22 protein-coding genes are annotated in these 23,152 nt (G+C 65.0%); 14 read left to right on the top strand and 8 right to left on the bottom strand.

From position 1 onward, the window contains the following. Nucleotides 1–263: 263 nt before the first annotated feature. Nucleotides 264–3,761, top strand: a complete 3,498-nt coding sequence (gene rpoB, locus ACF3NP_RS08525; RefSeq protein WP_181889776.1) for a DNA-directed RNA polymerase subunit beta — start codon at nucleotides 264–266, stop codon at nucleotides 3,759–3,761. A gap of 84 nt (nucleotides 3,762–3,845) precedes the next feature. Beyond that, the gene (locus ACF3NP_RS08520; RefSeq protein WP_181889777.1) at nucleotides 3,846–7,844 is read left to right on the top strand and encodes a DNA-directed RNA polymerase subunit beta'; all 3,999 of its coding nucleotides are present in this window, start codon (nucleotides 3,846–3,848) and stop codon (nucleotides 7,842–7,844) included. A gap of 99 nt (nucleotides 7,845–7,943) precedes the next feature. Here the strand turns inward: ACF3NP_RS08520 and ACF3NP_RS08515 are convergent, their stop codons facing one another. Continuing rightward, on the bottom strand, nucleotides 7,944–8,564 hold the full coding sequence (locus ACF3NP_RS08515; RefSeq protein WP_181889778.1) for a DUF1707 SHOCT-like domain-containing protein: 621 nt from the start codon (nucleotides 8,562–8,564) through the stop codon (nucleotides 7,944–7,946). A gap of 81 nt (nucleotides 8,565–8,645) precedes the next feature. On the opposite strand from ACF3NP_RS08515, the gene ACF3NP_RS08510 reads away from it, so the two are divergent. Genes ACF3NP_RS08510 through ACF3NP_RS08500 form a run of 3 tightly spaced genes read left to right on the top strand, consistent with a single transcriptional unit; the run spans nucleotide 8,646 to nucleotide 10,371 of the window. Beyond that, nucleotides 8,646–9,236, top strand: a complete 591-nt coding sequence (locus tag ACF3NP_RS08510; protein ID WP_181889779.1) for a hypothetical protein — start codon at nucleotides 8,646–8,648, stop codon at nucleotides 9,234–9,236. Next, a complete protein-coding gene (locus ACF3NP_RS08505; protein ID WP_181889780.1) occupies nucleotides 9,233–9,730 on the top strand; it encodes a hypothetical protein in 498 nt (165 codons plus the stop codon). Before ACF3NP_RS08510 ends, ACF3NP_RS08505 begins: the two co-directional genes overlap by 4 nt. Then, nucleotides 9,727–10,371 carry a hypothetical protein gene (locus tag ACF3NP_RS08500; RefSeq protein WP_181889781.1) on the top strand — a complete coding sequence of 215 codons (645 nt, stop codon included), beginning with the start codon at nucleotides 9,727–9,729 and terminating at the stop codon, nucleotides 10,369–10,371. The genes ACF3NP_RS08505 and ACF3NP_RS08500 overlap by 4 nt, the downstream gene beginning before the upstream one ends. On the opposite strand, the gene ACF3NP_RS08495 is transcribed toward ACF3NP_RS08500, so the two are convergent. Continuing rightward, nucleotides 10,341–11,627 carry a hypothetical protein gene (locus ACF3NP_RS08495; protein ID WP_392398629.1) on the bottom strand — a complete coding sequence of 429 codons (1,287 nt, stop codon included), beginning with the start codon at nucleotides 11,625–11,627 and terminating at the stop codon, nucleotides 10,341–10,343. The two genes, ACF3NP_RS08500 and ACF3NP_RS08495, sit on opposite strands and share 31 nt — an antisense overlap. 224 nt (nucleotides 11,628–11,851) lie before the next feature. Here ACF3NP_RS08495 and rpsL point away from each other — a divergent pair, with 224 nt between their 5' ends. From rpsL to ACF3NP_RS08470, 5 genes are all read left to right on the top strand, one after another. Beyond that, the gene (rpsL, locus tag ACF3NP_RS08490) at nucleotides 11,852–12,223 is read left to right on the top strand and encodes a 30S ribosomal protein S12 (protein WP_034997208.1); all 372 of its coding nucleotides are present in this window, start codon (nucleotides 11,852–11,854) and stop codon (nucleotides 12,221–12,223) included. Nucleotides 12,224–12,226: 3 nt separating this feature from the next. Continuing rightward, entirely contained in the window at nucleotides 12,227–12,694 is a 468-nt protein-coding gene (rpsG, locus tag ACF3NP_RS08485) for a 30S ribosomal protein S7 (RefSeq protein WP_085956818.1), read from the top strand. Between the two features lie 202 nt (nucleotides 12,695–12,896). After that, nucleotides 12,897–15,020: an elongation factor G gene (gene fusA, locus ACF3NP_RS08480; protein WP_181889783.1), complete on the top strand. Its 2,124-nt coding sequence runs from the start codon at nucleotides 12,897–12,899 to the stop codon at nucleotides 15,018–15,020. 324 nt (nucleotides 15,021–15,344) lie between these two features. Beyond that, nucleotides 15,345–16,535: an elongation factor Tu gene (gene tuf, locus ACF3NP_RS08475; RefSeq protein ID WP_181889784.1), complete on the top strand. Its 1,191-nt coding sequence runs from the start codon at nucleotides 15,345–15,347 to the stop codon at nucleotides 16,533–16,535. A gap of 85 nt (nucleotides 16,536–16,620) precedes the next feature. Beyond that, the gene (locus ACF3NP_RS08470) at nucleotides 16,621–17,301 is read left to right on the top strand and encodes a hypothetical protein (RefSeq protein ID WP_181889785.1); all 681 of its coding nucleotides are present in this window, start codon (nucleotides 16,621–16,623) and stop codon (nucleotides 17,299–17,301) included. On the opposite strand, the gene ACF3NP_RS08465 is transcribed toward ACF3NP_RS08470, so the two are convergent. Genes ACF3NP_RS08465 through ACF3NP_RS08440 form a run of 6 tightly spaced genes read right to left on the bottom strand, consistent with a single transcriptional unit; the run spans nucleotide 17,298 to nucleotide 20,578 of the window. Then, nucleotides 17,298–17,858: a hypothetical protein gene (locus ACF3NP_RS08465; protein ID WP_181889786.1), complete on the bottom strand. Its 561-nt coding sequence runs from the start codon at nucleotides 17,856–17,858 to the stop codon at nucleotides 17,298–17,300. The genes ACF3NP_RS08470 and ACF3NP_RS08465 overlap by 4 nt on opposite strands. Beyond that, on the bottom strand, nucleotides 17,855–18,523 hold the full coding sequence (locus tag ACF3NP_RS08460) for a hypothetical protein (RefSeq protein WP_181889787.1): 669 nt from the start codon (nucleotides 18,521–18,523) through the stop codon (nucleotides 17,855–17,857). The genes ACF3NP_RS08465 and ACF3NP_RS08460 overlap by 4 nt, the downstream gene beginning before the upstream one ends. Next, a complete protein-coding gene (locus tag ACF3NP_RS08455) occupies nucleotides 18,507–19,487 on the bottom strand; it encodes an Asp23/Gls24 family envelope stress response protein (RefSeq protein ID WP_181889788.1) in 981 nt (326 codons plus the stop codon). The genes ACF3NP_RS08460 and ACF3NP_RS08455 overlap by 17 nt, the downstream gene beginning before the upstream one ends. After that, the gene (locus tag ACF3NP_RS08450; protein WP_181889789.1) at nucleotides 19,487–19,687 is read right to left on the bottom strand and encodes a hypothetical protein; all 201 of its coding nucleotides are present in this window, start codon (nucleotides 19,685–19,687) and stop codon (nucleotides 19,487–19,489) included. Before ACF3NP_RS08450 ends, ACF3NP_RS08455 begins: the two co-directional genes overlap by 1 nt. 42 nt (nucleotides 19,688–19,729) lie before the next feature. Continuing rightward, nucleotides 19,730–20,032 (bottom strand): hypothetical protein, encoded by a 303-nt coding sequence (locus tag ACF3NP_RS08445; protein ID WP_181889790.1) that lies wholly within the window; start codon nucleotides 20,030–20,032, stop codon nucleotides 19,730–19,732. Between the two features lie 3 nt (nucleotides 20,033–20,035). Beyond that, nucleotides 20,036–20,578 (bottom strand): Asp23/Gls24 family envelope stress response protein, encoded by a 543-nt coding sequence (locus ACF3NP_RS08440; protein WP_181889791.1) that lies wholly within the window; start codon nucleotides 20,576–20,578, stop codon nucleotides 20,036–20,038. Between the two features lie 591 nt (nucleotides 20,579–21,169). On the opposite strand from ACF3NP_RS08440, the gene rpsJ reads away from it, so the two are divergent. From rpsJ to rplW, 4 genes are read left to right on the top strand one after another with little or no spacing between them, the layout of a single operon-like run. Further along, on the top strand, nucleotides 21,170–21,475 hold the full coding sequence (rpsJ, locus tag ACF3NP_RS08435) for a 30S ribosomal protein S10 (RefSeq protein WP_034997227.1): 306 nt from the start codon (nucleotides 21,170–21,172) through the stop codon (nucleotides 21,473–21,475). Nucleotides 21,476–21,511: 36 nt separating this feature from the next. Then, a complete protein-coding gene (gene rplC, locus ACF3NP_RS08430; protein WP_181889792.1) occupies nucleotides 21,512–22,168 on the top strand; it encodes a 50S ribosomal protein L3 in 657 nt (218 codons plus the stop codon). Beyond that, nucleotides 22,165–22,830: a 50S ribosomal protein L4 gene (gene rplD / locus ACF3NP_RS08425; protein WP_392398628.1), complete on the top strand. Its 666-nt coding sequence runs from the start codon at nucleotides 22,165–22,167 to the stop codon at nucleotides 22,828–22,830. Before rplC ends, rplD begins: the two co-directional genes overlap by 4 nt. Continuing rightward, nucleotides 22,831–23,136, top strand: a complete 306-nt coding sequence (gene rplW / locus ACF3NP_RS08420; RefSeq protein ID WP_070475003.1) for a 50S ribosomal protein L23 — start codon at nucleotides 22,831–22,833, stop codon at nucleotides 23,134–23,136. Nucleotides 23,137–23,152 lie beyond the last annotated feature (16 nt).

Below are 23,152 nucleotides of genomic sequence, written 5' to 3'. Positions count from 1 at the left end.
GCAGCAACCGCACGAGGCGCCCAGACGGCATCGGGCAGCCTTTACAAACGGGGGAGATTACTCTATGGTTGTTCTTTGCGCTGGAAGCCGTCTCCAGTACGCATAGAGAGCCTTGTGCAACGGGAATGGAAAAACCCGATTTGACAAGGTGATTTTGTTGTCTCTGGGGGCGGGTCTTCCGAAGCAGACCGAATGCTAACTTATCCTGCGGAAACGCCACTGGGCCGCGAAGCCAGACGCGGTGCGGTGAGCCTCCGCCAGAGGTGCTGGAAGGACCCAACTTGGCAGTCTCAGACCAGACCATGAACATGGCTGATATCCCCGGGGCTCCCGAACGTTACTCGTTCGCGAAGATTAATGAGCCGATCACCGTCCCGGGACTTCTTGATGTGCAGCTCGAATCCTTTGCGTGGCTCGTCGGCACGCAAGAGTGGCGCGAGCGCGAGCAGGCCAACCGCGGCGACGATGCACGCATCACGTCCGGCCTGGAGGACATCCTCGACGAGATCTCCCCGATCGAGGACTACTCCGGCAACATGAGCCTGACGCTGTCCGAGCCGCGCTTCGAAGACGTGAAGTACACGATCGACGAGTGCAAGGACAAGGACATCAACTACTCCGCGCCGCTGTACGTGACCGCGGAGTTCATTAACAACGACACGCAGGAGATCAAGTCCCAGACCGTGTTCATCGGCGACTTCCCGCTGATGACGGACAAGGGCACCTTCATCGTCAACGGCACCGAGCGTGTCGTCGTCTCGCAGCTGGTGCGCTCCCCGGGCGTGTACTTCGACGAGACCATCGACAAGTCCACGGAGCGCCCGCTGCACTCCGTGAAGGTCATCCCGTCGCGCGGTGCGTGGCTGGAGTTCGACGTGGACAAGCGCGACACCGTCGGCGTGCGCATCGACCGCAAGCGCCGCCAGCCGGTCACCGTGCTGCTGAAGGCCCTGGGCTGGACCACCGAGCAGATCACGGAGCGCTTCGGCTTCTCCGAGATCATGATGTCCACCCTGGAAAACGACGGTGTGTCCAACACCGACGAGGCGCTGCTGGAGATCTACCGCAAGCAGCGCCCGGGTGAGCAGCCGACGCGCGACCTGGCGCAGTCCCTGCTGGAGAACTCCTTCTTCAAGGCCAAGCGCTACGACCTCGCGCGCGTGGGCCGCTACAAGGTCAACCGCAAGCTCGGCCTCGGCGGCGACCACGACGGTCTGATGACGCTGACCGAAGAGGACATCGCCACCACGCTCGAGTACCTCGTGCGCCTGCACGCCGGCGAGACCGAGATGACCTCCCCGGCCGGCGAGATCATCCCGATCAACACCGACGACATCGACCACTTTGGCAACCGTCGCCTGCGCACCGTGGGCGAGCTGATCCAGAACCAGGTCCGCGTCGGCCTGTCCCGCATGGAGCGCGTCGTTCGCGAGCGCATGACCACCCAGGACGCGGAGTCCATCACCCCGACGTCCCTGATTAACGTGCGCCCGGTCTCCGCCGCGATCCGCGAGTTCTTCGGCACCTCCCAGCTGTCGCAGTTCATGGACCAGAACAACTCCCTGTCCGGCCTGACCCACAAGCGCCGCCTGTCCGCGCTTGGCCCGGGCGGTCTGTCGCGTGAGCGCGCCGGCATCGAAGTGCGAGACGTCCACCCGTCCCACTACGGCCGCATGTGCCCGATTGAGACGCCGGAAGGCCCGAACATCGGCCTGATCGGCGCGCTGGCGTCCTACGCCCGCGTCAACCCGTTCGGCTTCATTGAGACGCCGTACCAGAAGGTCAACGACGGCAAGCTGACCGACCAGATCGACTACCTCACCGCCGACGAGGAGGACCGCTACGCCATCGCGCAGGCGGCCACCCCGATGGACAAGGACGGCAACCTCACCGGTGAGCGCATCGAGGTCCGCCTCAAGGAAGGCGACATCGGCGTCGTCGGCCCGCAGGGCGTGGACTACCTGGACATCTCCCCGCGCCAGATGGTCTCCGTCGCAACCGCGATGATTCCGTTCCTGGAGCACGACGACGCGAACCGCGCGCTGATGGGCGCCAACATGCAGAAGCAGGCCGTGCCGCTGCTGCGCGCCGAGTCCGCCTACGTGGCCACCGGCATGGAGCAGCGCGCCGCCTACGACGCTGGCGACACCGTCATCTCCAAGAAGGCCGGCGTGATTGAGAACGTCACCGGCGACTTCATCACCGTCATGGACGATGAGGGCGGCCGCGACACCTACATGCTGCGCACCTTCGAGCGCACCAACCAGGGCACCTGCTACAACCAGACCCCGATCGTCTCCGCGGGCGACCGCGTCGAGGCCGGCCAGGTCATCGCAGACGGCCCGGGCACCAAGAACGGCGAGATGGCGCTCGGCCGCAACCTGCTGGTCGCGTTCATGCCGTGGGAAGGCCACAACTACGAGGACGCCATCATCCTCAACCAGCGCGTGGTGGAGGAGGACATCCTCACCTCCGTGCACATTGAGGAGCACGAGATCGACGCCCGCGACACCAAGCTGGGCGCCGAGGAGATCACCCGCGAGATCCCGAACGTCTCCGAGGACGTGCTCAAGGACCTCGACGAGCGTGGCATCATCCGCATCGGCGCGGACGTGCGCGACGGCGACATCCTCGTTGGCAAGGTCACCCCGAAGGGCGAGACCGAGCTGACCCCGGAGGAGCGCCTGCTGCGCGCCATCTTCGGCGAGAAGGCCCGCGAGGTTCGCGACACCTCCCTGAAGGTGCCGCACGGCGAGCAGGGCAAGGTCATTGCTGTGCGCCGCTTCTCCCGCGAGGACGACGACGATCTGTCCCCGGGTGTCAACGAGATGATCCGCGTGTACGTGGCTCAGAAGCGCAAGATCCAGGACGGCGACAAGATGGCCGGCCGCCACGGCAACAAGGGTGTCGTGGGCAAGATCCTGCCGCAGGAAGACATGCCGTTCATGGCTGACGGCACCCCGGTGGACATCATCCTGAACACCCACGGTGTGCCGCGCCGTATGAACATCGGCCAGGTCCTGGAGATCCACCTGGGCTGGCTGGCCAAGGCCGGCTGGACCGTCAACCCGGACGACCCGGCGAACGCCAAGCTGCTCGAGACCCTGCCGGAGCACCTCTACGACGTGCCGGCTGACTCGCTCACCGCAACCCCGGTGTTCGACGGCGCCACCAACGACGAGATCGCAGGCCTTTTGGCAAACTCCAAGCCGAACCGCGACGGCGACGTCATGGTCGACGGCGAGGGCAAGACCACCCTGTTCGACGGCCGTTCCGGCGAGCCGTACAAGTACCCGGTTTCCGTCGGCTACATGTACATGCTCAAGCTGCACCACCTGGTGGACGAAAAGATCCACGCCCGTTCCACCGGCCCGTACTCCATGATTACGCAGCAGCCGCTGGGCGGTAAGGCCCAGTTCGGCGGCCAGCGCTTCGGCGAGATGGAGGTGTGGGCGATGCAGGCATACGGCGCCGCCTACACCCTGCAGGAGCTTCTGACCATCAAGTCGGATGACGTGGTGGGCCGCGTGAAGGTCTACGAGGCGATTGTCAAGGGCGACAACATCCCAGATCCGGGCATCCCGGAGTCCTTCAAGGTGCTGCTCAAGGAGCTGCAGTCCCTGTGCCTGAACGTGGAGGTCCTCTCCACCGACGGCACCCCGATGGAGCTCGACGGCGACGACGACGAGTTCGATCAGGCCGGCTCCTCGCTTGGCATCAACCTTTCCCGTGACGAGGGTGCAGCGGCGGACACCGCCTAAGCGCCAGGTAGCCGTCGTAAAGCTTTTGCTTTTCGACGGCACGACGAACGAACAGCACACATCTAGAAGAAAAGGAATTTTTACGTGTTTGACGTAAACCTCTTCGACGAGCTTCGCATCGGCCTGGCCACCGCCGACGACATCCGCCGTTGGTCCCACGGCGAGGTGAAGAAGCCCGAAACCATTAACTACCGCACGCTCAAGCCGGAGAAGGACGGTCTGTTCTGCGAGCGCATCTTCGGCCCGACCCGCGACTGGGAGTGCGCCTGCGGCAAGTACAAGCGCGTCCGCTACAAGGGCATCATCTGCGAGCGCTGCGGCGTCGAGGTGACCAAGTCCAAGGTGCGCCGCGAGCGCATGGGCCACATCGAGCTGGCCGCTCCGGTGACCCACATCTGGTACTTCAAGGGCGTTCCGTCCCGCTTGGGCTACCTGCTGGACCTGGCGCCGAAGGACCTCGAGCGCATCATCTACTTCGCGGCGAACATCATCACCTCCGTTGACGAGGAGGCGCGCCACAACGACATGTCCACCCTCGAGGCGGAGATGTTGATGGAGAAGAAGGATGTCGAGGACGACACCAACTCCGAGATCGCGGACCGCGCGCAGAAGCTGGAGGAAGACCTCGCAGAGCTCGAGGCTTCCGGCGCGACCGCCGCTGCCCGCAAGAAGGTGCAGAACGCTGCCGACAAGGAGATGCAGCACCTGCGCGAGGCCGGTGAGCGCGAGGTTGAGCGCCTCGACGAGATCTGGACCACCTTCCAGAAGCTCGCGCCGAAGCAGATGATCATCGACGAGAATCTCTACGAGGAGCTCGTTGACCGCTACGAGGACTACTTCACCGGCGGCATGGGCGCCGAGGCGATCCAGACCCTGATCCGCAACTTCGACCTCGACGCCGAGGCCGAGGAGCTGCGCGGCATCATCGCCGAGGGCAAGGGCCAGAAGAAAGTCCGTGCCCTGAAGCGCCTGCGTGTCGTCGCCGCGTTCCAGCGCTCCGGCAACGACCCGGCCGGCATGATCCTGGACGCGATCCCGGTGATCCCGCCGGAGCTGCGCCCGATGGTCCAGCTCGACGGTGGCCGCTTCGCCACCTCCGACCTGAACGACCTGTACCGCCGCGTGATCAACCGCAACAACCGTTTGAAGCGCATGATCGACCTGGGTGCGCCCGAGATCATCGTGAATAACGAGAAGCGCATGCTGCAGGAGTCCGTTGACGCACTGTTCGACAACGGCCGCCGCGGCCGCCCGGTCACCGGCCCGGGCACCCGCCCGCTGAAGTCCCTGTCCGACCTGCTCAAGGGCAAGCAGGGCCGCTTCCGCCAGAACCTGCTGGGCAAGCGCGTGGACTACTCCGGCCGTTCCGTGATTATCGTCGGCCCGCAGCTGAAGCTGCACGAGTGCGGTCTGCCGAAGCGTATGGCGCTCGAGCTGTTTAAGCCGTTCGTGATGAAGCGCCTGGTGGACAACGACTACGCGCAGAACATCAAGTCCGCCAAGCGCATGGTGGAGCGCCAGCGCCCCGAGGTGTGGGACGTGCTGGAAGAGGCGATTTCAGAGCACCCGGTGCTGCTCAACCGCGCACCGACGCTGCACCGCCTGGGCATCCAGGCCTTCGAGCCGAAGCTGGTCGAGGGTAAGGCCATCCAGCTGCACCCGCTGGCCTGTGAGGCGTTCAACGCCGACTTCGACGGCGACCAGATGGCAGTCCACCTGCCGCTGTCCGCTGAGGCGCAGGCTGAGGCCCGCGTGCTCATGCTGTCGTCGAACAACATCCTGTCCCCGGCGTCCGGCAAGCCGCTGGCGATGCCGCGCCTGGACATGGTCACCGGCCTGTACTTCCTGACCATGCTCAAGGGCCCGCAGGAGATCGGCGGCGAGGGTGCGTACGCACCTGCCGACGAAAACGGTCCGGCCCGCGGCGTCTACTCGTCTTACCGCGAGGCCATCATGGCCTACGACCTGGGCGTGCTGGGCCTGCAGGCCCCGATCAAGGTCCGCATCGACCACCTGCGTCCGACCCCGGAGATCGAGGCGGAGCAGTTCCCGGACGGCTGGGAAAAGGGTCAGGCTTGGATGACGGACACCACCCTGGGTCGCATCATGTTCAACGAGCTCTTGCCGTTCAACTTCCCGTACCAGGAAGGTGCCATGGTCCGTAAGGGCGGTGGCGGCGGCAAGGTGCTGCTGGGCGACATCATCCAGTCCATGGTTGAGAAGTACCCGATGATCACCGTCGCGCAGGTGCTGGACAAGATGAAGGACGCCGGCTTCTACTGGGCGACGCGTTCCGGCGTGACCATCTCCATGGCCGACGTGCTCATCCTCCCGAACAAGACCGAGGTACTCGAGCAGTACGAGAAGGAAGCCGAGGCCATCGAGCGCAAGTTCTGGGAGAAGGGTGCGCTGACCGAGGAGAACCGCTACGACCGCCTGGTCGAGCTGTGGCAGGACGCCACCAACAAGGTGGGCCAGGCCGTGGAGGACCTGTACCCGGACGACAACCCGATTCCGATGATCGTGAAGTCCGGTGCTGCCGGTAACATGCGCCAGATCTGGACCCTGGCTGGCATGAAGGGCATGGTCGTGAACTCGCGTGGTGAGTACATCACCCGCCCGATCAAGACCTCCTTCCGCGAGGGCCTGTCCGTGATGGAGTACTTCAACAACTCCCACGGTTCCCGTAAGGGCCTGGCCGATACCGCGCTTCGTACCGCGGACTCCGGCTACCTCACCCGTCGTCTGGTGGACGTGGCGCAGGACGTCATCGTCCGCGAGGAGGACTGCGGCACCCGCCAGGGCGTCAAGGTTCCGGTTGCGGTCGAGTCCGGCGGTTCGTTCGCGCGCCACGACCTGGTCGAGACCTCCGTGTCCGGCCGCGTCCTGGCTGCCGACGTCAAGGGTGCCGACGACAAGGTCATCGCCGAGGCCGGCACCGAGCTGACTGAAGAGCGTATCGACGAGCTCGTGGCCGCCGGTGTCACCGAGATCAAGGTCCGTTCCGTGCTGACCTGCCAGACCCCGACCGGTGTCTGCGCCAAGTGCTACGGCAAGTCCATGGCGTCCGGCCAGCTCGTGGACATCGGCGAGGCTGTCGGCATCGTGGCTGCGCAGTCCATTGGTGAGCCGGGTACGCAGCTGACCATGCGTACCTTCCACCAGGGCGGCGTCGGCGGCGACATCACCGGCGGTCTGCCGCGTGTGCAGGAGCTGTTCGAGGCCCGTGTGCCGAAGAACCGTGCCCCGATCGCATCCGTGGCGGGCACCATCTCGCTCGAGGACGAGGGCAACTTCTGGACCCTGACCATCCACCCGGACGACGGCTCCGACGTGGTGGTCTACGAGAAGCTGTCCAAGCGCCAGGGCCTGGCCCAGGTGCGCCGCCCGATGGAGTCCAACCCGGAGGCCATGATCGAGCGCGGCCTGCGCGAGGGCGACCACGTCGAGGTGGGCGAGCGTCTGCTCCGCGGCGCTGCCGACCCGCACGACGTGCTCGAGGTCCTCGGCCGCCGCGGTGTGGAAAAGCACCTGATCGACGAGGTCCAGGCTGTGTACCGCACCCAGGGTGTGTCCATCCACGACAAGCACATCGAGATCATCATCCGCCAGATGCTGCGCCGCGGCACCGTCATCGACTCGGGTTCCACCGAGTTCCTGCCGGGCACCCTGGTGGATCTGTCCGAGGCACGCCAGGTCAACGCCGCAGCTGTGGCGGACGGCGGCGAGCCGGCGGAGATGCGCTCCGAGATCATGGGCATCACCAAGGCATCGCTGGCCACGGAGTCCTGGCTGTCGGCGGCCTCCTTCCAGGAGACCACCCGCGTGCTCACGGACGCCGCGATCAACAAGCGTTCCGACAAGCTGATCGGCCTGAAGGAGAACGTGATCATCGGCAAGCTGATCCCGGCCGGTACGGGTATTTCGCGCTACCGCAACATCCAGGTCAAGCCGACCGAGGCGGCACGCTCCGCGGCGTACTCGATCCCGACGTTCGGCGACTCCATCTACGGCGACGAGGGCTACGGCGAGTTCACCGGCGCCTCCGTCCCGATGGACGAGTTCGGCTTCGAGGAGCTGTAACACCAGGCCCAGCATTCTGGCTTAGCTAGGTCTGCGTGAAAAACGCCCGGCTTCCCCGCGAAAGGGGAGGCCGGGCGTTTTGCTTTTCGACGCCCCGCCCTACCGCACCCGTGCGCCGCGGGCCGCGCGCGTGATGCCCACGCCGCCCATCAGGGCGAGGCCGCGGACGCGGATCACGGGCGCGTCGGCAGACAGCTGCGCGACGGGGACGGTGCAGGACGGGTGGTCCTCCAACCCGAAGCCACCCATGACGCCGATGCCGTCGTCGATCACGCGGACGTCGTCGGGCACGATGATGTCGACGCCGCCCATGATCGCCACGGCGTTGACCGTGGTTTCGTGCGCGGCGAACCGGGCTTCGCGCAGGTCGAGTGCGTTGCCGCCCATCAGGGTGAGGGAGGTGTGCGTCGGCGCCATGAGCCACTGGCCGGTGCGTTCGGACCCGCCCATGACTGACAGCGTGAATGCGGAACCGCCGCTTTCGCCTGTGACCAGCGCGTGGGATGGGGCAACTTCCCGGTCCGGGCGTTTGGCGGGCGAGAGGTCCTCCACCAGGCCGGGAAGTTCGTCGGCGTAGGTGGCGGCGTAGAGGGCGCGGGAGCGTTCGTCGAACTCGGCCATGGAGATCTGTCCGTCGGCGAAAGCGTCTTGGAGGTGTTTGGCGGCGGTGTCGCGCTCAGCGTCGGAGGCGCGTTTGCGGGGCGGGGTGGGGTTGTCCATAACTTGGACAGTAGTTGCCGAAGACGGCGTCGGCAGGCGAAAGGCACGCGAATATTGCCGCATTCTGCTTAGATTCCACGTGTGAGCGAAAAGTCGGCGAAGCACCAGCCCGTGCGGGGGTTGGCGAAGTCGGTCGCGGCGGACATCGGGACGAGGACGAACGCGACCGTCGCGGGCTTGCTTGCGCTCGCCGGCGTGACAGGGCTGGCCGGCGGGTTCGAGGAGGCGGCGCCCGAGCAAGTCGTCACCGCCACCGAGACGGCGGAGCCGCAGGAGCTGGACGTTTCGCCGTTGACCGTCCAGGTGCAACGCACCTACGTCCTCGACGGCGCGCGGGTGGTGCACATGCGGCTGACCAACACCGCTGAGCGGCCCATCTACGCGGTGCAGTGGCACCAGGCGTTTGATCTGGAGGATTCAGCGTCGGAGGAGCAGCCGAAGTTCCAAAAGATCGACGCGCGCCTCACCAGCGACGAGGACTTCGAGAGCGTCCCGCTGCCGGACAACCAGCTGCTAAACCCCGGCGTGCCGCAGGACATCGCCCTCGTGTTCAGCGGCGAAGACGCCGGCGACACGCTGGTGGTGTGGTCGATGGAGTACCGCAAGTCCTTCCTGGACGGCGACAAAACCTGGTTTGCCAAAGAGCGCGTGGCGGAGGTGGAGCTGCGATGAATTTCCGCAGGGTGTGGACCACCGCCGCGGCACTCGCGTTGCTTGTGCTGGGCATGCAGCTTCGCGACGTGCTGCCCAACGCCGCCGACCGCGCCGCCGCAAGCTTCGACTACGCCAACTCGGCCCCGATCATCGGCGACGTGGAGGACGTGCAGGTCACCGTGGCGGAGACCTTCAACGGCACTGCCTCCAACGCCAGGTGGGTGGTGGTGGACTACCAGTTCACCCAGGACCAGGAGGTGTTGCTTGGCGCGGAGATTGAGGCGGCCGGCGGGAACCTCTACGCGCCGGAGAACACCCCGGGCAACGCGTGCGAGCTGACCTACCCGGGGCTGCGCAGCCCCTGCACGCTGGTGTTTGAGATGCCGGAGGATGAGGTCGAAGCCGCCACGCTGTATTTCTACGTGGGCAACCGGATGGGCCCGCGCGTGGTGGTGCAGCTGCCGGAGACGCAGCGGCAATCCCGGGTGACCCGTGAGGCGGTGTGGTTGTGAGGAAGCTCTGGTGGGCAAGCGCGCCCGTGGCTGCCGGTCTGATGCTCGCGGCGTCGTCCCAGCCGTACTTCAGCCTGGTCAGGCCGTGGACGTGGTCGCAGGAGCAGGTGATCGCCGCGGGCGCTGCGGGCAGCTTCGACCTGCCGGTCGCGGATTTCGACGGCGCACGGCACCAAGCGGACGTCGAGGTGCTCGGCTTCCAGGCAGTGGAGGACGAAAGCCAGATCGGCCTGCACTCCCCGGAGGGATTCACCATCTGGGCGGTGTTGACGCAGTGGCACGCGCCGGCGGAGTCGGTGCTGGAGAACTGCCGCATGTGGGTGACCGGCTCGGACGGCAAGGAGTATCTGCGCAAGGACGGGCTGTTCGGCACGCCCATCGACGACTTCAGCGCCCTGCACGCCTGCACCCCGCCGGGGGAGGCCGGCCCCGTGGTCCGGGTGGACGAGATCGGTTCCACCGGACAGCACCTCGAGCCGGGTGATCCGCGCCCGGACGAGTGGCGCAAGGTCACCCCGCTGGCGCTGCCGGACGGCGTGCAACCGGTCAAGCTGCATATCGGGTGGGACTTTCCCCACTACGCCACGGTGGTGCTGCCGGAGCCGAAGGTCTACGTGGATTCCCCTTCTTTCGGCGAGTAGCTGTGCCGCAGGAAGAAGTCCAGGCCTGAGGCGATTAGGCACACCACCACCAGCAGGTACACCGCCCGCGCGACCACCAGCAGGTAGTTGAGGACCTGTTCCGCGGCCATCTTGCTGTCCACCGGGCCGATGAGGGTGCGCCCAAGCTCGACCACGCCAAGCTCGACGCTGGTGGCCAGCATGAACACGATGCAGAAGATGGTCATGGGCACCAGCCCCGCCCGCGCAAGGGTGCGCAGCCCTTTGAGCGTCGCCTTGATGGGCCCGACCACGGGCTGCAGCGCCTCGTCGACCGCATGCTTGGCCTCGTTGTGGGCGGCGGCCTGCATGCGTTTGCGGATGCTTACCGACGCCCCCTCCGGCGCCTCCTCGACCTTCGCATCTTCCGCCTTCTTGGCGGCGAGCGTGGTGCCGAAGACCACGGCGCCGAGCGTCAGCCACGCAATCGGAACGGTCACTAGTTGGTTCAGCGCCGGTAGTTGGTCGGCGAGCCAGCCCCACGCGTCGCCAAGCACGCCGGTGTGCTCAGCGACGTCGGTTTTCAGCTCTTCATAGCGTTGGTGGGCCGGGGCCAGGCTGCGGCGGGAAAGCGCCCAGTCCTGCACGGCGCTGAGCCGGTTGGTCAAGAACACCGACACTGTGGTCATCCACAGCACTTCCAGGTAAGCGGCGAGGTAGGTGAATCCGAGGCCCTTCTCCGCCAGGGCGAAGTAGCCGATGACTTTGCGCAGCACTATGGTGCCGGCGATTAGGCCGATCAGGGCGGCGGTGTCGTCGATAAATGCGCGCGTGAAGTCCGCTTCAAAGCCTCGGTTGAAGTGCTCGTCGTAGGTGGTGGCGCGGCGGAACGCGGCGAGGTCCTCTTTGAGCAGGCCGTGGGTGGAGTACACCGTGAGGAAACTGATCAGCATGCCCCCGGCAGAAAGCAGGCGCACCCGGGAAGAACCGTCCTTGCGGTCCGGAAACGTCGCCGCGAGAAACGGCAGCGAGGGGCGCAAAAGCCACAGCGAGAAGATGATGGACAACATCACCATCAGCGGCGCCAGCGGCATGACAAGGCTGGCGGCGAGGCTGCTGAATGTGGAGAGCCACACCGCCAGCCAAATCACGGCCTGGCGCCCGGCAAGGCCGAGGCATACCACTGTGACCAGCTGCGACAGGTGGCGAAACAGCAGACCCGCCGCGCGTGCCGGAATCACCGCGGACTCAACAGCAACGTCGCGCAGCGACTGGGAGACACCCGTCCAAGGAGCCATGGCAGCAGTGTAACCGGGCGACCGCGGACACGCAGTTTGCTTTGCGACGTTCCTTCGGTGTACCTTTAGCGAGGTTTCGCCCGTATCTTGCGGCGCGAAGTACTCGAACTCCATGCGACTCGTTCACACGGTAGTTCATGCAATCGGCAGGGCCCCGAAGAAGAGCCCCCATTTTTGCATGTATGGCCGGGTGTGGGCGGGACGCGCTAACAGAAAGAGCGTGAATGCCTACTATTCAGCAGCTGGTCCGCAAGGGCCGCCACGATAAGTCCACCAAGGTGGCGACCGCTGCGCTGAAGGGTTCCCCGCAGCGCCGCGGCGTGTGCACCCGCGTGTACACCACCACTCCGAAGAAGCCGAACTCTGCTCTGCGTAAGGTCGCCCGTGTGCGCCTGACCTCCGGCATCGAGGTTTCCGCATACATCCCGGGCGAGGGCCACAACCTGCAGGAGCACTCCATGGTGCTCGTGCGCGGCGGTCGTGTGAAGGACCTGCCGGGTGTGCGCTACAAGATCGTCCGCGGCGCTCTGGATACCCAGGGTGTGAAGGACCGCAAGCAGGCTCGCTCCCGTTACGGCGCGAAGAAGGGACAGTAAACAATGCGTAAGCAGCAAGCACCGAAGCGTCCCGTAGTCAAGGATCCGGTTTACAACTCCGAGCTGGTCACCATGCTGGTGAACAAGATCCTGCAGGACGGCAAGAAGTCCACCGCAGAGCGCATCGTTTACGGCGCGCTCGAGCAGTGCCGTGAGAAGACCGGCACCGACCCGGTGGGCACCCTGGAAAAGGCCATCGGCAACATCCGTCCGGACCTCGAGGTTCGCTCCCGCCGTGTCGGTGGCGCGACCTACCAGGTCCCGGTCGACGTCAAGCCGGCCCGCTCCACCACCCTCGCACTGCGTTGGCTGGTCACCTTCACCCGTCAGCGCCGCGAGAACTCCATGATGGAGCGCCTCGCCAACGAGATCCTGGATGCTTCCAACGGTCTCGGCGCCTCCGTGAAGCGCCGCGAGGACACCCACAAGATGGCCGAGGCCAACCGCGCCTTCGCCCACTACCGCTGGTAGTCGCTGGAGCAAGGCGAAGCATGGAAACCCGGAAACTGCATACCCGCTTCCTAGGGAAGCGAGCTGGTGCGTTTCCGGGTTTTTCCAGCTGAGTCGGACCTCACGCTGCCACTTCCGCGATGTAGTGGCAGAATTGACAAAGGACAACTGACCGACATAGGCGCCGACAGGCGTCGACGACTTCAAAGTTGGGGTATTTAACGTGGCACAAGAAGTGCTTAAGGACCTGAACAAGGTCCGCAACATCGGCATCATGGCCCACATTGACGCCGGTAAGACCACCACGACCGAGCGCATCCTCTTCTACACGGGCATCAACCGCAAGGTTGGCGAGACCCACGATGGCGGCGCCACCACTGACTGGATGGAGCAGGAGAAGGAGCGCGGTATCACCATTACGTCCGCTGCTGTGACCTGCTTCTGGAACAACAACCAGATCAACATCATCGACACCCCGGGTCACGTGGACTTCACCATTGAGGTGGAGCGCTCCCTGCGCGTGCTCGACGGCGCTGTTGCCGTGTTCGACGGCAAGGAGGGCGTGGAGCCCCAGTCCGAGCAGGTGTGGCGTCAGGCTGCCAAGTACGACGTCCCGCGCATCTGCTTCGTCAACAAGATGGACAAGCTGGGCGCTGACTTCTACTACACCGTCGGTACCATCGTCGACCGCCTCGGCGCGAAGCCGTTGGTCATGCAGCTTCCGATCGGCGCTGAGGACGACTTCGACGGCGTTGTCGACCTCATCGACATGAAGGCCCTCATGTGGCCGGGCAAGGTCGAGACCGGCACCCCGCCGCAGATCCAGGAGATCCCGGAGGATCTCAAGGAGAAGGCTGAGGAGTACCGCGAGAAGCTGCTCGAGACCGTCGCTGAGTCCGACGAGGAGCTCATGGAGAAGTACTTCGGCGGCGAGGAGCTGACGAAGGAAGAGATCCAGGCGGCCATCCGCAAGTTGACCATTGCTTCCGAGGTCTACCCGGTGTTCTGCGGTACCGCATACCGCAACAAGGGCATCGAGCCGATTCTCGACGCTGTTGTCGCATACCTGCCGAGCCCGATCGACATCGGCGACGTCCACGGCACCTCCGTCGACGGTGAAGAGGACCTGACCCGCAAGCCGTCTGTCGAGGAGCCGTTCTCCGCTCTGGCGTTCAAGATCGCCGTCCACCCGTTCTTCGGCAAGCTCACCTACGTGCGCGTCTACTCCGGCCAGGCAATCCCGGGCGAGCAGATGCTCAACTCCACGAAGTCCAAGAAGGAGCGCGTGGGCAAGCTCTTCCAGATGCACGCGAACAAGGAGAACCCGGTCGAGCACGCCGACGCCGGCAACATCTACGCGTTCATCGGTCTGAAGGAAGCCACCACGGGCGACACCCTGTGCAACCCGGACCACCCGATCATCCTCGAGTCCATGGACTACCCGGATCCGGTGATCCAGGTGGCTATTGAGCCGAAGACCAAGGCTGACCAGGAGAAGCTGGGCACCGCTATTCAGAAGCTTGCCGAGGAGGACCCGACCTTCACCGTCCAGCTGGACGAGGAGACCGGCCAGACCGTCATCGGCGGCATGGGCGAGCTGCACCTCGACGTGATGGTGGACCGCATGAAGCGCGAGTTCAAGGTCGAGGCGAACATCGGTTCCCCGCAGGTTGCGTACCGCGAGACCATCCGCAAGAAGGTCGAGTCCCTGGACTACACCCACAAGAAGCAGACGGGTGGTTCCGGCCAGTTCGCGAAGGTCATCGTCACCATCGAGCCGTACAGCCCGGATCCGGAAGAGCTGGAAGAGGGCGAGTCCGCTTCCTACAAGTTCGAGAACGCCGTCACCGGCGGCCGCGTGCCGAAGGAGTACATCCCGTCCGTGGACGCTGGTATCCAGGACGCGATGCAGTACGGCTTCCTCGCCGGCTTCCCGCTGGTGAACATCAAGGCCACCCTCGAGGACGGCGCGTACCACGACGTCGACTCCTCGGAGATGGCGTTCAAGCTCGCTGGTTCCCAGGTGCTGAAGGAAGCTGTCGCGAAGGCGAAGCCGGTCCTGCTCGAGCCGGTCATGGCCGTCGAGGTTGTGACCCCGGAGGAGTACATGGGCACCGTCAACGGTGACATCAGCTCCCGCCGTGGCCAGGTCTTCGCAATGGAGGACCGCTCCGGTGCGAAGGTTGTCAAGGCAAAGGTGCCGCTGTCCGAGATGTTCGGCTACATCGGCGACCTGCGTTCCTCCACCGCTGGCCGCGCGAACTTCACCATGGTGTTCGACTCCTACGCTGAGGTTCCGCAGTCCGTCGCTCAGGAGATCATCGACGAGCGCAACGGCAACAAGTAGTTGCCGCCCGCCCCTCCTCACGGGTCCGCACCGCGTGCCAGCGGTGCGGCGCGGATTCCGCGGAGGCGGGGCGAGAGGGCAGCGGCCGCGCTGAGGTACCGCCCAGGAACAGGACGGTGTCTGAGCCGGCCGTTACCCTCTAGGTCGATCCGGGGGAAACGGCGAGGCCGGTTTGAAAAACGGCCGCTGGAAACCTAGGATCTTGTAACTGGCACATTGTGAAATGGCTCCCGTATCCGTGCCCTGCGCTGGGCGCGGGCCGGGGCGTATGTAAACCACGTGGCTGCGAAGGTCGTAGTCACCATGAAGTCCAGGAGGACAACAGTGGCAAAGGAAAAGTTCGAGCGCACTAAGCCGCACGTGAACATCGGCACCATCGGTCACGTCGACCACGGCAAGACCACCACCACCGCCGCTATCACCAAGGTGCTGGCAGATGCTTACCCGGAGGAGAACAAGGCCTTCGCCTTCGACGCAATCGATAAGGCTCCGGAGGAGCGCGAGCGCGGCATCACCATCAACATCTCCCACGTGGAGTACAACACCCCGAAGCGCCACTACGCTCACGTGGACGCCCCGGGCCACGCCGACTACATCAAGAACATGATTACCGGCGCTGCTCAGATGGACGGCGCAATCCTCGTGGTTGCTGCTACCGACGGCCCGATGCCGCAGACCCGCGAGCACGTGCTGCTCGCTCGCCAGGTCGGCGTTCCGTACATCCTCGTCGCTCTGAACAAGTGCGACATGGTCGACGATGAGGAAATCATCGAGCTCGTCGAGATGGAGGTCCGCGAGCTGCTGGCCGAGCAGGAGTACGACGAAGATGCTCCGATCGTCCACATCTCCGCTCTGAAGGCTCTCGAGGGCGACGAGAAGTGGGTTCAGTCCGTCATCGACCTCATGCAGGCTTGCGACGACTCCATCCCGGATCCGGAGCGCGAGACCGACAAGCCGTTCCTGATGCCGATCGAGGACATCTTCACCATTTCCGGCCGCGGCACCGTGGTTACCGGTCGTGTGGAGCGTGGCGTGCTCAACCTCAACGACGAGGTCGAGATCATCGGTATCCGCGAGAAGTCCCAGAAGACCACCGTCACCTCCATCGAGATGTTCAACAAGCTTCTTGACACCGCTGAGGCTGGCGACAACGCAGCTCTGCTGCTCCGTGGCCTGAAGCGCGAGGACGTCGAGCGTGGCCAGGTTGTCATCCACCCGGGCGCTTACACCCCGCACTCCAAGTTCGAGGGTTCCGTCTACGTCCTGTCCAAGGACGAGGGCGGCCGCCACACCCCGTTCTTCGACAACTACCGTCCGCAGTTCTACTTCCGCACCACCGACGTCACCGGCGTTGTGAAGCTGCCGGAGGGCACCGAGATGGTCATGCCGGGCGACAACGTCGAGATGTCCGTCGAGCTGATCCAGTCGGTCGCTATGGACGAGGGCCTGCGCTTCGCTATCCGCGAGGGCTCCCGCACCGTCGGTGCTGGCCGCGTCACCAAGATCCTGGACTAATTCCAGACCTGGTGTAACCAGCTGACGTAGAAGCCGTCTTCCCCGCCGGGGAAGGCGGCTTTTCGCATGCGCTAGGCTCTCATGCGTGCACGACCCCACCCGAATCCCACGCCTGACCCAGGCGCTGCAGCGTGCCTGGGAGGGCCAGCCGGACCTGAACTTCGCCCAGCTCATCGGCGTGCTGCAAAACCGCGGCCTAGGGTGGGGCACAACCGACGACGAGACCATGGAGCTCTTTGCGGCGATGGAGCGCGAGCATCCTTCGCTTATCGACGCCACCGCCGGCCCCCACACCATCACCACCCTCAACCCGCCGCACCTGGTGACCATCACGGGCGGCTACGTGGTGGTGCGCAGCGGCACCGATCCCGAACGTATGCCATCTGTGTGGCGGATGGGCGGGATGCGCAAGACCGGCCCCGGTCTTCCGTTAGTCGTCTCCGACGAGGAAGGCGTGGAGCACCGCCTGGGGATAGTGTCGTTGGTGGAGCGGATTGCGGGGGAAGCGGAGGCGTCGATAAGCATCGCGCAATCGGCGGTGGGCAGTAGGCGCTGGCTGGTCCAATTCAGCGACGGCGCGCGAGCCGTGGTGGGGCAGCGCATCCGCCTCTGGCGGGTAGACGGGCGGGCAGTGGACACCAAACGTATCGCCTGGAGCGAGATTCTGCGCTGCGAACCTGGTGCGGAGATGGAAATAGCCCCAGCGGGCGGCGGGATGCCGGTCTCGCTGGGGCTGGTGCAGCTCGTGCTGGAGTTGGAACGCTAGGCGGTAATCCGATCCAGCTGGAGCTTCCACACCGAGTCAATGTCCATGGTGTGATTAGCCATGCGGAAGTCCTGATCCGCGGCCTCGATGATGCGCACGGCATCATCGAGCGGGTACTCCGGGTTGGCAAAGACGGTGAACGTCGCGGTCGGACGCTGGCCCACCATCGCCACCTTGCTGGACGCGCGGCGGATCTCGTTGGCGTCCTCCAGGGAGGAGCACGCTGCCTCGGCAACCCGCTGGACGTTGATGACAGTCTCGCCGTGCTCCGGATCCGCAGGCAGGATGCCACGGTTCGAAAACGCGCGGGACCGGATGTTCGCCAGCAGGATCCACAGGCCCAGGATTGCCGCCACGACAGCGCCGATGATCAGCGCGGTGACGTAGTGGTCCTGGTAAGCCAGGTCGATCAGGCGGGTGCGGTCGAGGTAGTCGGCCGCGTCGACGAGGTAGGGGATCTGCCAGTACTCGGCGACCGGGAAAAGGCCAGCGGCGATCAACAGCAAACTGAGCAGGAAGAGCACTAGTCGGTTGAAGAAGCTGAGTGTCTTCGTCATCGCGTCACCTCCGGGGTCGTCGTGGTGGCGGGCGCGGACTCCGTAGTGGTCTGAGGCGCGCCTGAACGCTGGGCAGTCGATTGCTGCGTAGCAGGGCTGGGCAGCAACTTCACCGACACAGCCGGCGGGGTTTGCAGGGCATGGAACTCACCGTTCAAGGATTGGGTGATGCGCTCCTGCATGGCGGCGCCGGATCCGTCGTCGACTACTTGCACCTTCACATTCTTGCGGTTCGCCTTCGTGCTCACCTGTTCACCGCCGAGGTCCCCGCGGGTGGTGAACGTGGCCTTGCGGGCGATGTCCACCGGGCGGGTCCAAATGGAGGCGGGGGAGTTCACCCGCACGTAGCCGTGCGGGCGCGGCTTGAACGTGAAGAACAACAGGATCAGGCCGAGCAGCACCAGAATGATGCCCACGACAACTGCCGTCACATCGGCCTCAAAGGAACCGAGGAAGTCCCAGGTGCGGCCCAGCCAGGAGTCCGACGGGGCCTCGTCGCCGTAGAAGTGGTACCACAGGTCGCGCGCCGCGACGCCAGCCAGCGCGAGCAGCAGCAGGCTAATCAGCACCGCGAACCAGCGCGAGGCCGGGTTGCCCAGCGGCTCGTCGCCCGGGTGCGGGCCCACTGCTTGAGCTGGGGGTGCAGTGTTAGCGGGAGCGGTCATAGTACTTCACCACCGGTTCAATCGTGATCTGCTTAAGCGGCTTCGGCGCGGGCGCCGTGGGCACCACTACCGGCTGCGGCCCAGGTGCGGAGGAAATCGGGGCGCGCGCCACCGGCTCCACCACGATGGGCTTGAGCGGCGGGCGGTTGACCGTGATCTCCTTCAGCGGAGCGCGGCGCGGCAGCGGCACCTCGCGGGGCTGGGCGAAACGCTGGACGTCCACAGGCTTGAGCGCCTGCAGTGGGGGCAGCTGCGGATGGCGGGCGACAAGCTCGTTCGCCTGCGGCGACCACGGCTGCACCGGTTCCGGCGGGAACGGGACCCGCGCCTCCGTCGGAGAGGTGTGGATGGCAACGAGGCGCTGCGGCTCCGGCACCTCGGGGGAGAACGTGCGCACTGGCTCCGGGGTCTCCGGAGTAAACGTGCGCACCGGCTCCGGCTGGTCCGGGTGCTCCACCTCGATTGGGGCGGGGACGACCACATCCCGCATGTCTTCGACGAGCGAGCGCGCCTCGATCGGCATGAGCTGCTCGAGTGGCTTGGTCACGGGGTGCTCCACGCGGGTCGGGGAGACCTCGATGGGGGTCGGGATCACGAAGGCTTCGTGCTCCGCCACCTGGTCCCAGGTCACGCGGCCGGTGTCGGGGAGGGTTTCCACATTGGCCACTGTGACCTTCACGCGCGAGACGTCCAGGCCCACCAACGTGCGGATGTGCGCGATGATGGTTGCGCGCACAGCGTCGGTGATGGCAGCTACCGGGGCGGGGTAGGAGGTGGCAATCTCGGTGTCCACCGCCACTGTGCCCGTCGCCTGGTCCAGCCGGGCGTGGATGCGCGGGAAGCTGCGTCCCGCGAGCCCGGCCAGCTTTGCGTCGATGGTCCGGCATCCCGGCACCGCCGCAGCTGCCACCTCAGCGACGCGCTCGATGGTGCGCTCACTGACGTGGTAGAAGGAATTATCCATTAGCTTCGGCCTCTGCCGGTGCCGTTACTCAGGGCCGCGGACAGGTCCAGACGGCCGTCGAGCTGGGCCCCGACAACCCCGCCGATGATGGTGAACAGCAGCAGCCAGAGCAGGCCCGGCCAACCGCCGAAGGTGACAAAGAAGGCGATTACAACACCGATGAGGATGCCGGTCAGCGCCTTGTTAGCAAAAAGATTCATAATAAAACCACGTTTCGGGTTATGAGGTTGGGGCGGGCAGCGCTACTGCGCGTCGCCTGCGACAACGTCCACGAACTCCGCATCGGATGCGCCGAGAACAGCCGCCCGGACATCCTCGGCCACGTCCTGCACCTTGCGGCCGGATGCGACGTCGAAGACGAAGTGGACTTCAAATCCGGTTCGGCCGTCCCGCGAGATGGCCTTCAGGCCTTCAATGCGGGTGTTGGGCAGGTAGGTCGCAATCTCGCCGACGCGGCCGCCGTGCAATGCGGCGACCCCGTCGACAGCGACGGCGGCATCGCGGACGCCCTCCGCAACCTCGCGGCTAACGGGGGTGTACGCCATGGCTTACTGGTTGATCGGCTGGTTGACAGCCTGGTAGTTCGCGTTGGTGTCCTCGAGCTGCTCGGCGCCCTCCTGCTCCGGCAGGTGCACGTCGTGCACGGTGACGTCCACGCGGTCCACGATCAGGCCGGTCATGCGGGTGATGGCGACGGTGACGTTCTCGCGGATAGCGTTAGCCAGCTCGTGGATGGCCACGCCGTACTCGGCGATGATGGCGACGGCGACGGAAGCGTGGCCGTCCTCGACCGCCACGTTGACGCCCTGCTGGACGTTGGTGGAGGAGGTCAGGGACTCGCGCACAGCGCCCCACATGCGGGCAGCGCCGCCGCCCAGGTTGTTGACGCCGGAGACCTCACGGGCAGCGATGCCTGCGATCTTGCCCACAACGTTGTCGTCGATGACGGTGGAGCCGTGCTCGGTCTCCAGGTTCTCGTTGCGCGGGCGGACCTGCTCCGGCTCCACTGCGGTGGAGGAGGACGCCGGGGTGTTAGCGCCGGTGGTCTTTGCGGTGTTTGCAGAGGTCTCGTTAACGTTCTTGTCGGCCATGACGGTCCTTTCAATCTGTAAATACTGTGCATCCGTGACCTCCGGATGTGAGGCGCACGGTCTGGAAATAAAGGGTACACAGATCTAATCGCTCGGGCTGGGGTGAGGAGAAGGTGATACCAAGTTGCAATATTTGTGGGCTCGCCGGAGGTTCGTCGTGAAGCGGGGCTTGTGCTTCCTGCAACCTTGTGTTTTAATACCCAGGTTGCCTTGACATGGGCCGGGTGAAACCGGCCGGTGGCCAGGCAAACATGACACCTTCCAACCGGAAGAAACCGGAGAAGGGCCATGGCAAATTCACAGCGGCAGTACGCAAGGGTCACGCGCCCTTCCGAGTCTGACACCCAGGCATGTGCTTATAGACGGGCACGCCTTGGCGGAAGCACTGAAACAGCATGAATTTGCTCGGTCACCTTCCGGACGTGTCATGGCAGTCAGAAACGACACTGGCGTTGAGCCAAGGGCCCAGCCCGGACAACGTTATAGAGAAACTAGAAGCTACAAACCCCACCGCTTCGCCCGTTTCTCACTCCGTTCGAAATGAGCGGGAGAGAATAAGGACGAACGTGGGGATGCGAGGAAGAGGTAAGCGTGGCGGGACAGAAGATCCGCATCAGGCTCAAGGCTTACGACCACGAGGCGATCGACGCATCCGCGAAGAAGATCGTCGAGACGGTCACCCGCACGGGTGCCCGCGTCGTGGGCCCGGTGCCGTTGCCCACCCAGAAGAACGTGTACGCCGTTATTCGTTCTCCCCACAAGTACAAGGATTCTCGCGAGCACTTCGAGATGCGCACTCACAAGCGCCTCATCGACATTCTCGACCCGACGCCCAAGACGGTGGACGCGCTCATGCGCATCGACCTGCCGGCAAGCGTCGACGTGAACATCCAGTAGAGCAATCCCCAACGTAAGTAGTGGAGAACTAACAACATGTCTGAGAACCAGATCAAGGGCATTCTGGGCAAGAAGCTCGGCATGACCCAGATCTTCGACGAGGACAACCGTGTTATCCCGGTTACCGTCGTCGAAGCTGGGCCGTGCGTGGTCACCCAGATCCGTACCCCTGAGACCGATGGCTACTCCGCCATCCAGATCGCCTACGGCGACATCGATCCCCGTAAGGCAAAGAAGCCACAGGCCGGCCACTTCAAGAAGGCCGGCGTGAACCCGCGCCGTTTCGTCGCCGAGATCCGCATGGAGGACACCTCGGGCTACGAGCTCGGCCAGGAATTCAACGCAACCATCTTCGAGGGCGACACCTACGTGGACGTCGCCGGCACCACCAAGGGCCACGGCTACGCCGGCGCCATGAAGCGCCACGGCTTCGCCGGCCAGGGTGCCGCACACGGTAACCAGGCTGCGCACCGCCGCGTGGGCTCCATCGGCGCCTGCGCAACCCCGGGCCGCGTGTTCAAGGGCACGCGCATGGCAGGCCGCATGGGCGGTAACCGCGTTACCACCCAGAACCTGAAGATCCAACGCATCGACGGCGACAACAACCTCATCCTGATCAAGGGCGCCATCCCGGGCGCAAAGGGTTCCGTTGTCACCGTCAAGACCGCAGTGAAGGGCGGTGCTCACGCATGACGAACCTGACGCTTGACGTCCACACCGCTGACGGAGCCACCAAGGGCTCTGTCGATCTCCCGGCCGAGTTCTTCGACCGCGAGGCTTCCGTGGCGCTGATGCACCAGGTTGTGAACGCACAGCTTGCTGCAGCTCGCCAGGGCACCCACGCGACGAAGACCCGCGGCATGGTTTCCGGCGGCGGCAAGAAGCCGTTCCGCCAGAAGGGCACCGGCCGCGCACGCCAGGGTTCCACCCGTGCGCCGCACTTCACCGGCGGTGGCACCGTGCACGGTCCGCAGCTGCGTTCCTACGCGCAGCGCACCCCGAAGAAGATGATCAAGGCTGCCCTCGCAGGCGCTTTGACCAACCGCGCACAGAACGAGCGCATCCACATCGTGGAGGACCTGGTTCCGGGCCAGACCCCGTCGACCAAGTCCGCCCGCGCTTTCATCGAGCGCCTCACGGACCGCAAGTCGGTTCTGCTGGTGATCGGCCGTGATGACGTGAACTCCCGCCTTTCCGCAAGGAATCTGCCGGGCGTCCACATCATTGAGCCGACCCAGCTGAACGCATACGACGTACTCAACGCTGACGATGTCGTGTTCTCGGTCGAGGCGCTGCACACCTTCGTCAACCGCGGCAAGGAGCTCGCTACCGCCGCTGCGGAGGAGGAGAAGTAAATGGCTAAGATCGCGAACCCGCGCGACATCATCATCGCGCCCGTGCTCTCCGAGAAGAGCTACGGCCTGATGGAGCAGAACACCTACACGTTCTTCGTCGCTCCGTCGGCCAACAAGACCCAGATCAAGATTGCCGTGGAGCAGATCTTCGGCGTCGACGTCGCATCGGTGAACACCGCTAACCGCGAGGGCAAGCGCAAGCGCTCCCGCACCGGCTACGGCCAGCGCAAGGACACCAAGCGCGCCTACGTCACGCTCCGCGAGGGCAGCGACTCCATCGACATCTTCGGAGGTGCGACGGCCTAACGGCTATCGCACAGCG

The sequence above is a fragment of the Corynebacterium lehmanniae genome (genome assembly GCF_043161975.1).
In the GTDB taxonomy this organism is placed as follows: domain Bacteria; phylum Actinomycetota; class Actinomycetes; order Mycobacteriales; family Mycobacteriaceae; genus Corynebacterium; species Corynebacterium lehmanniae.
The sequence above is the reverse complement of the archived record's forward strand: the minus strand, read 5'-3'. Positions and strand labels throughout refer to the sequence as shown.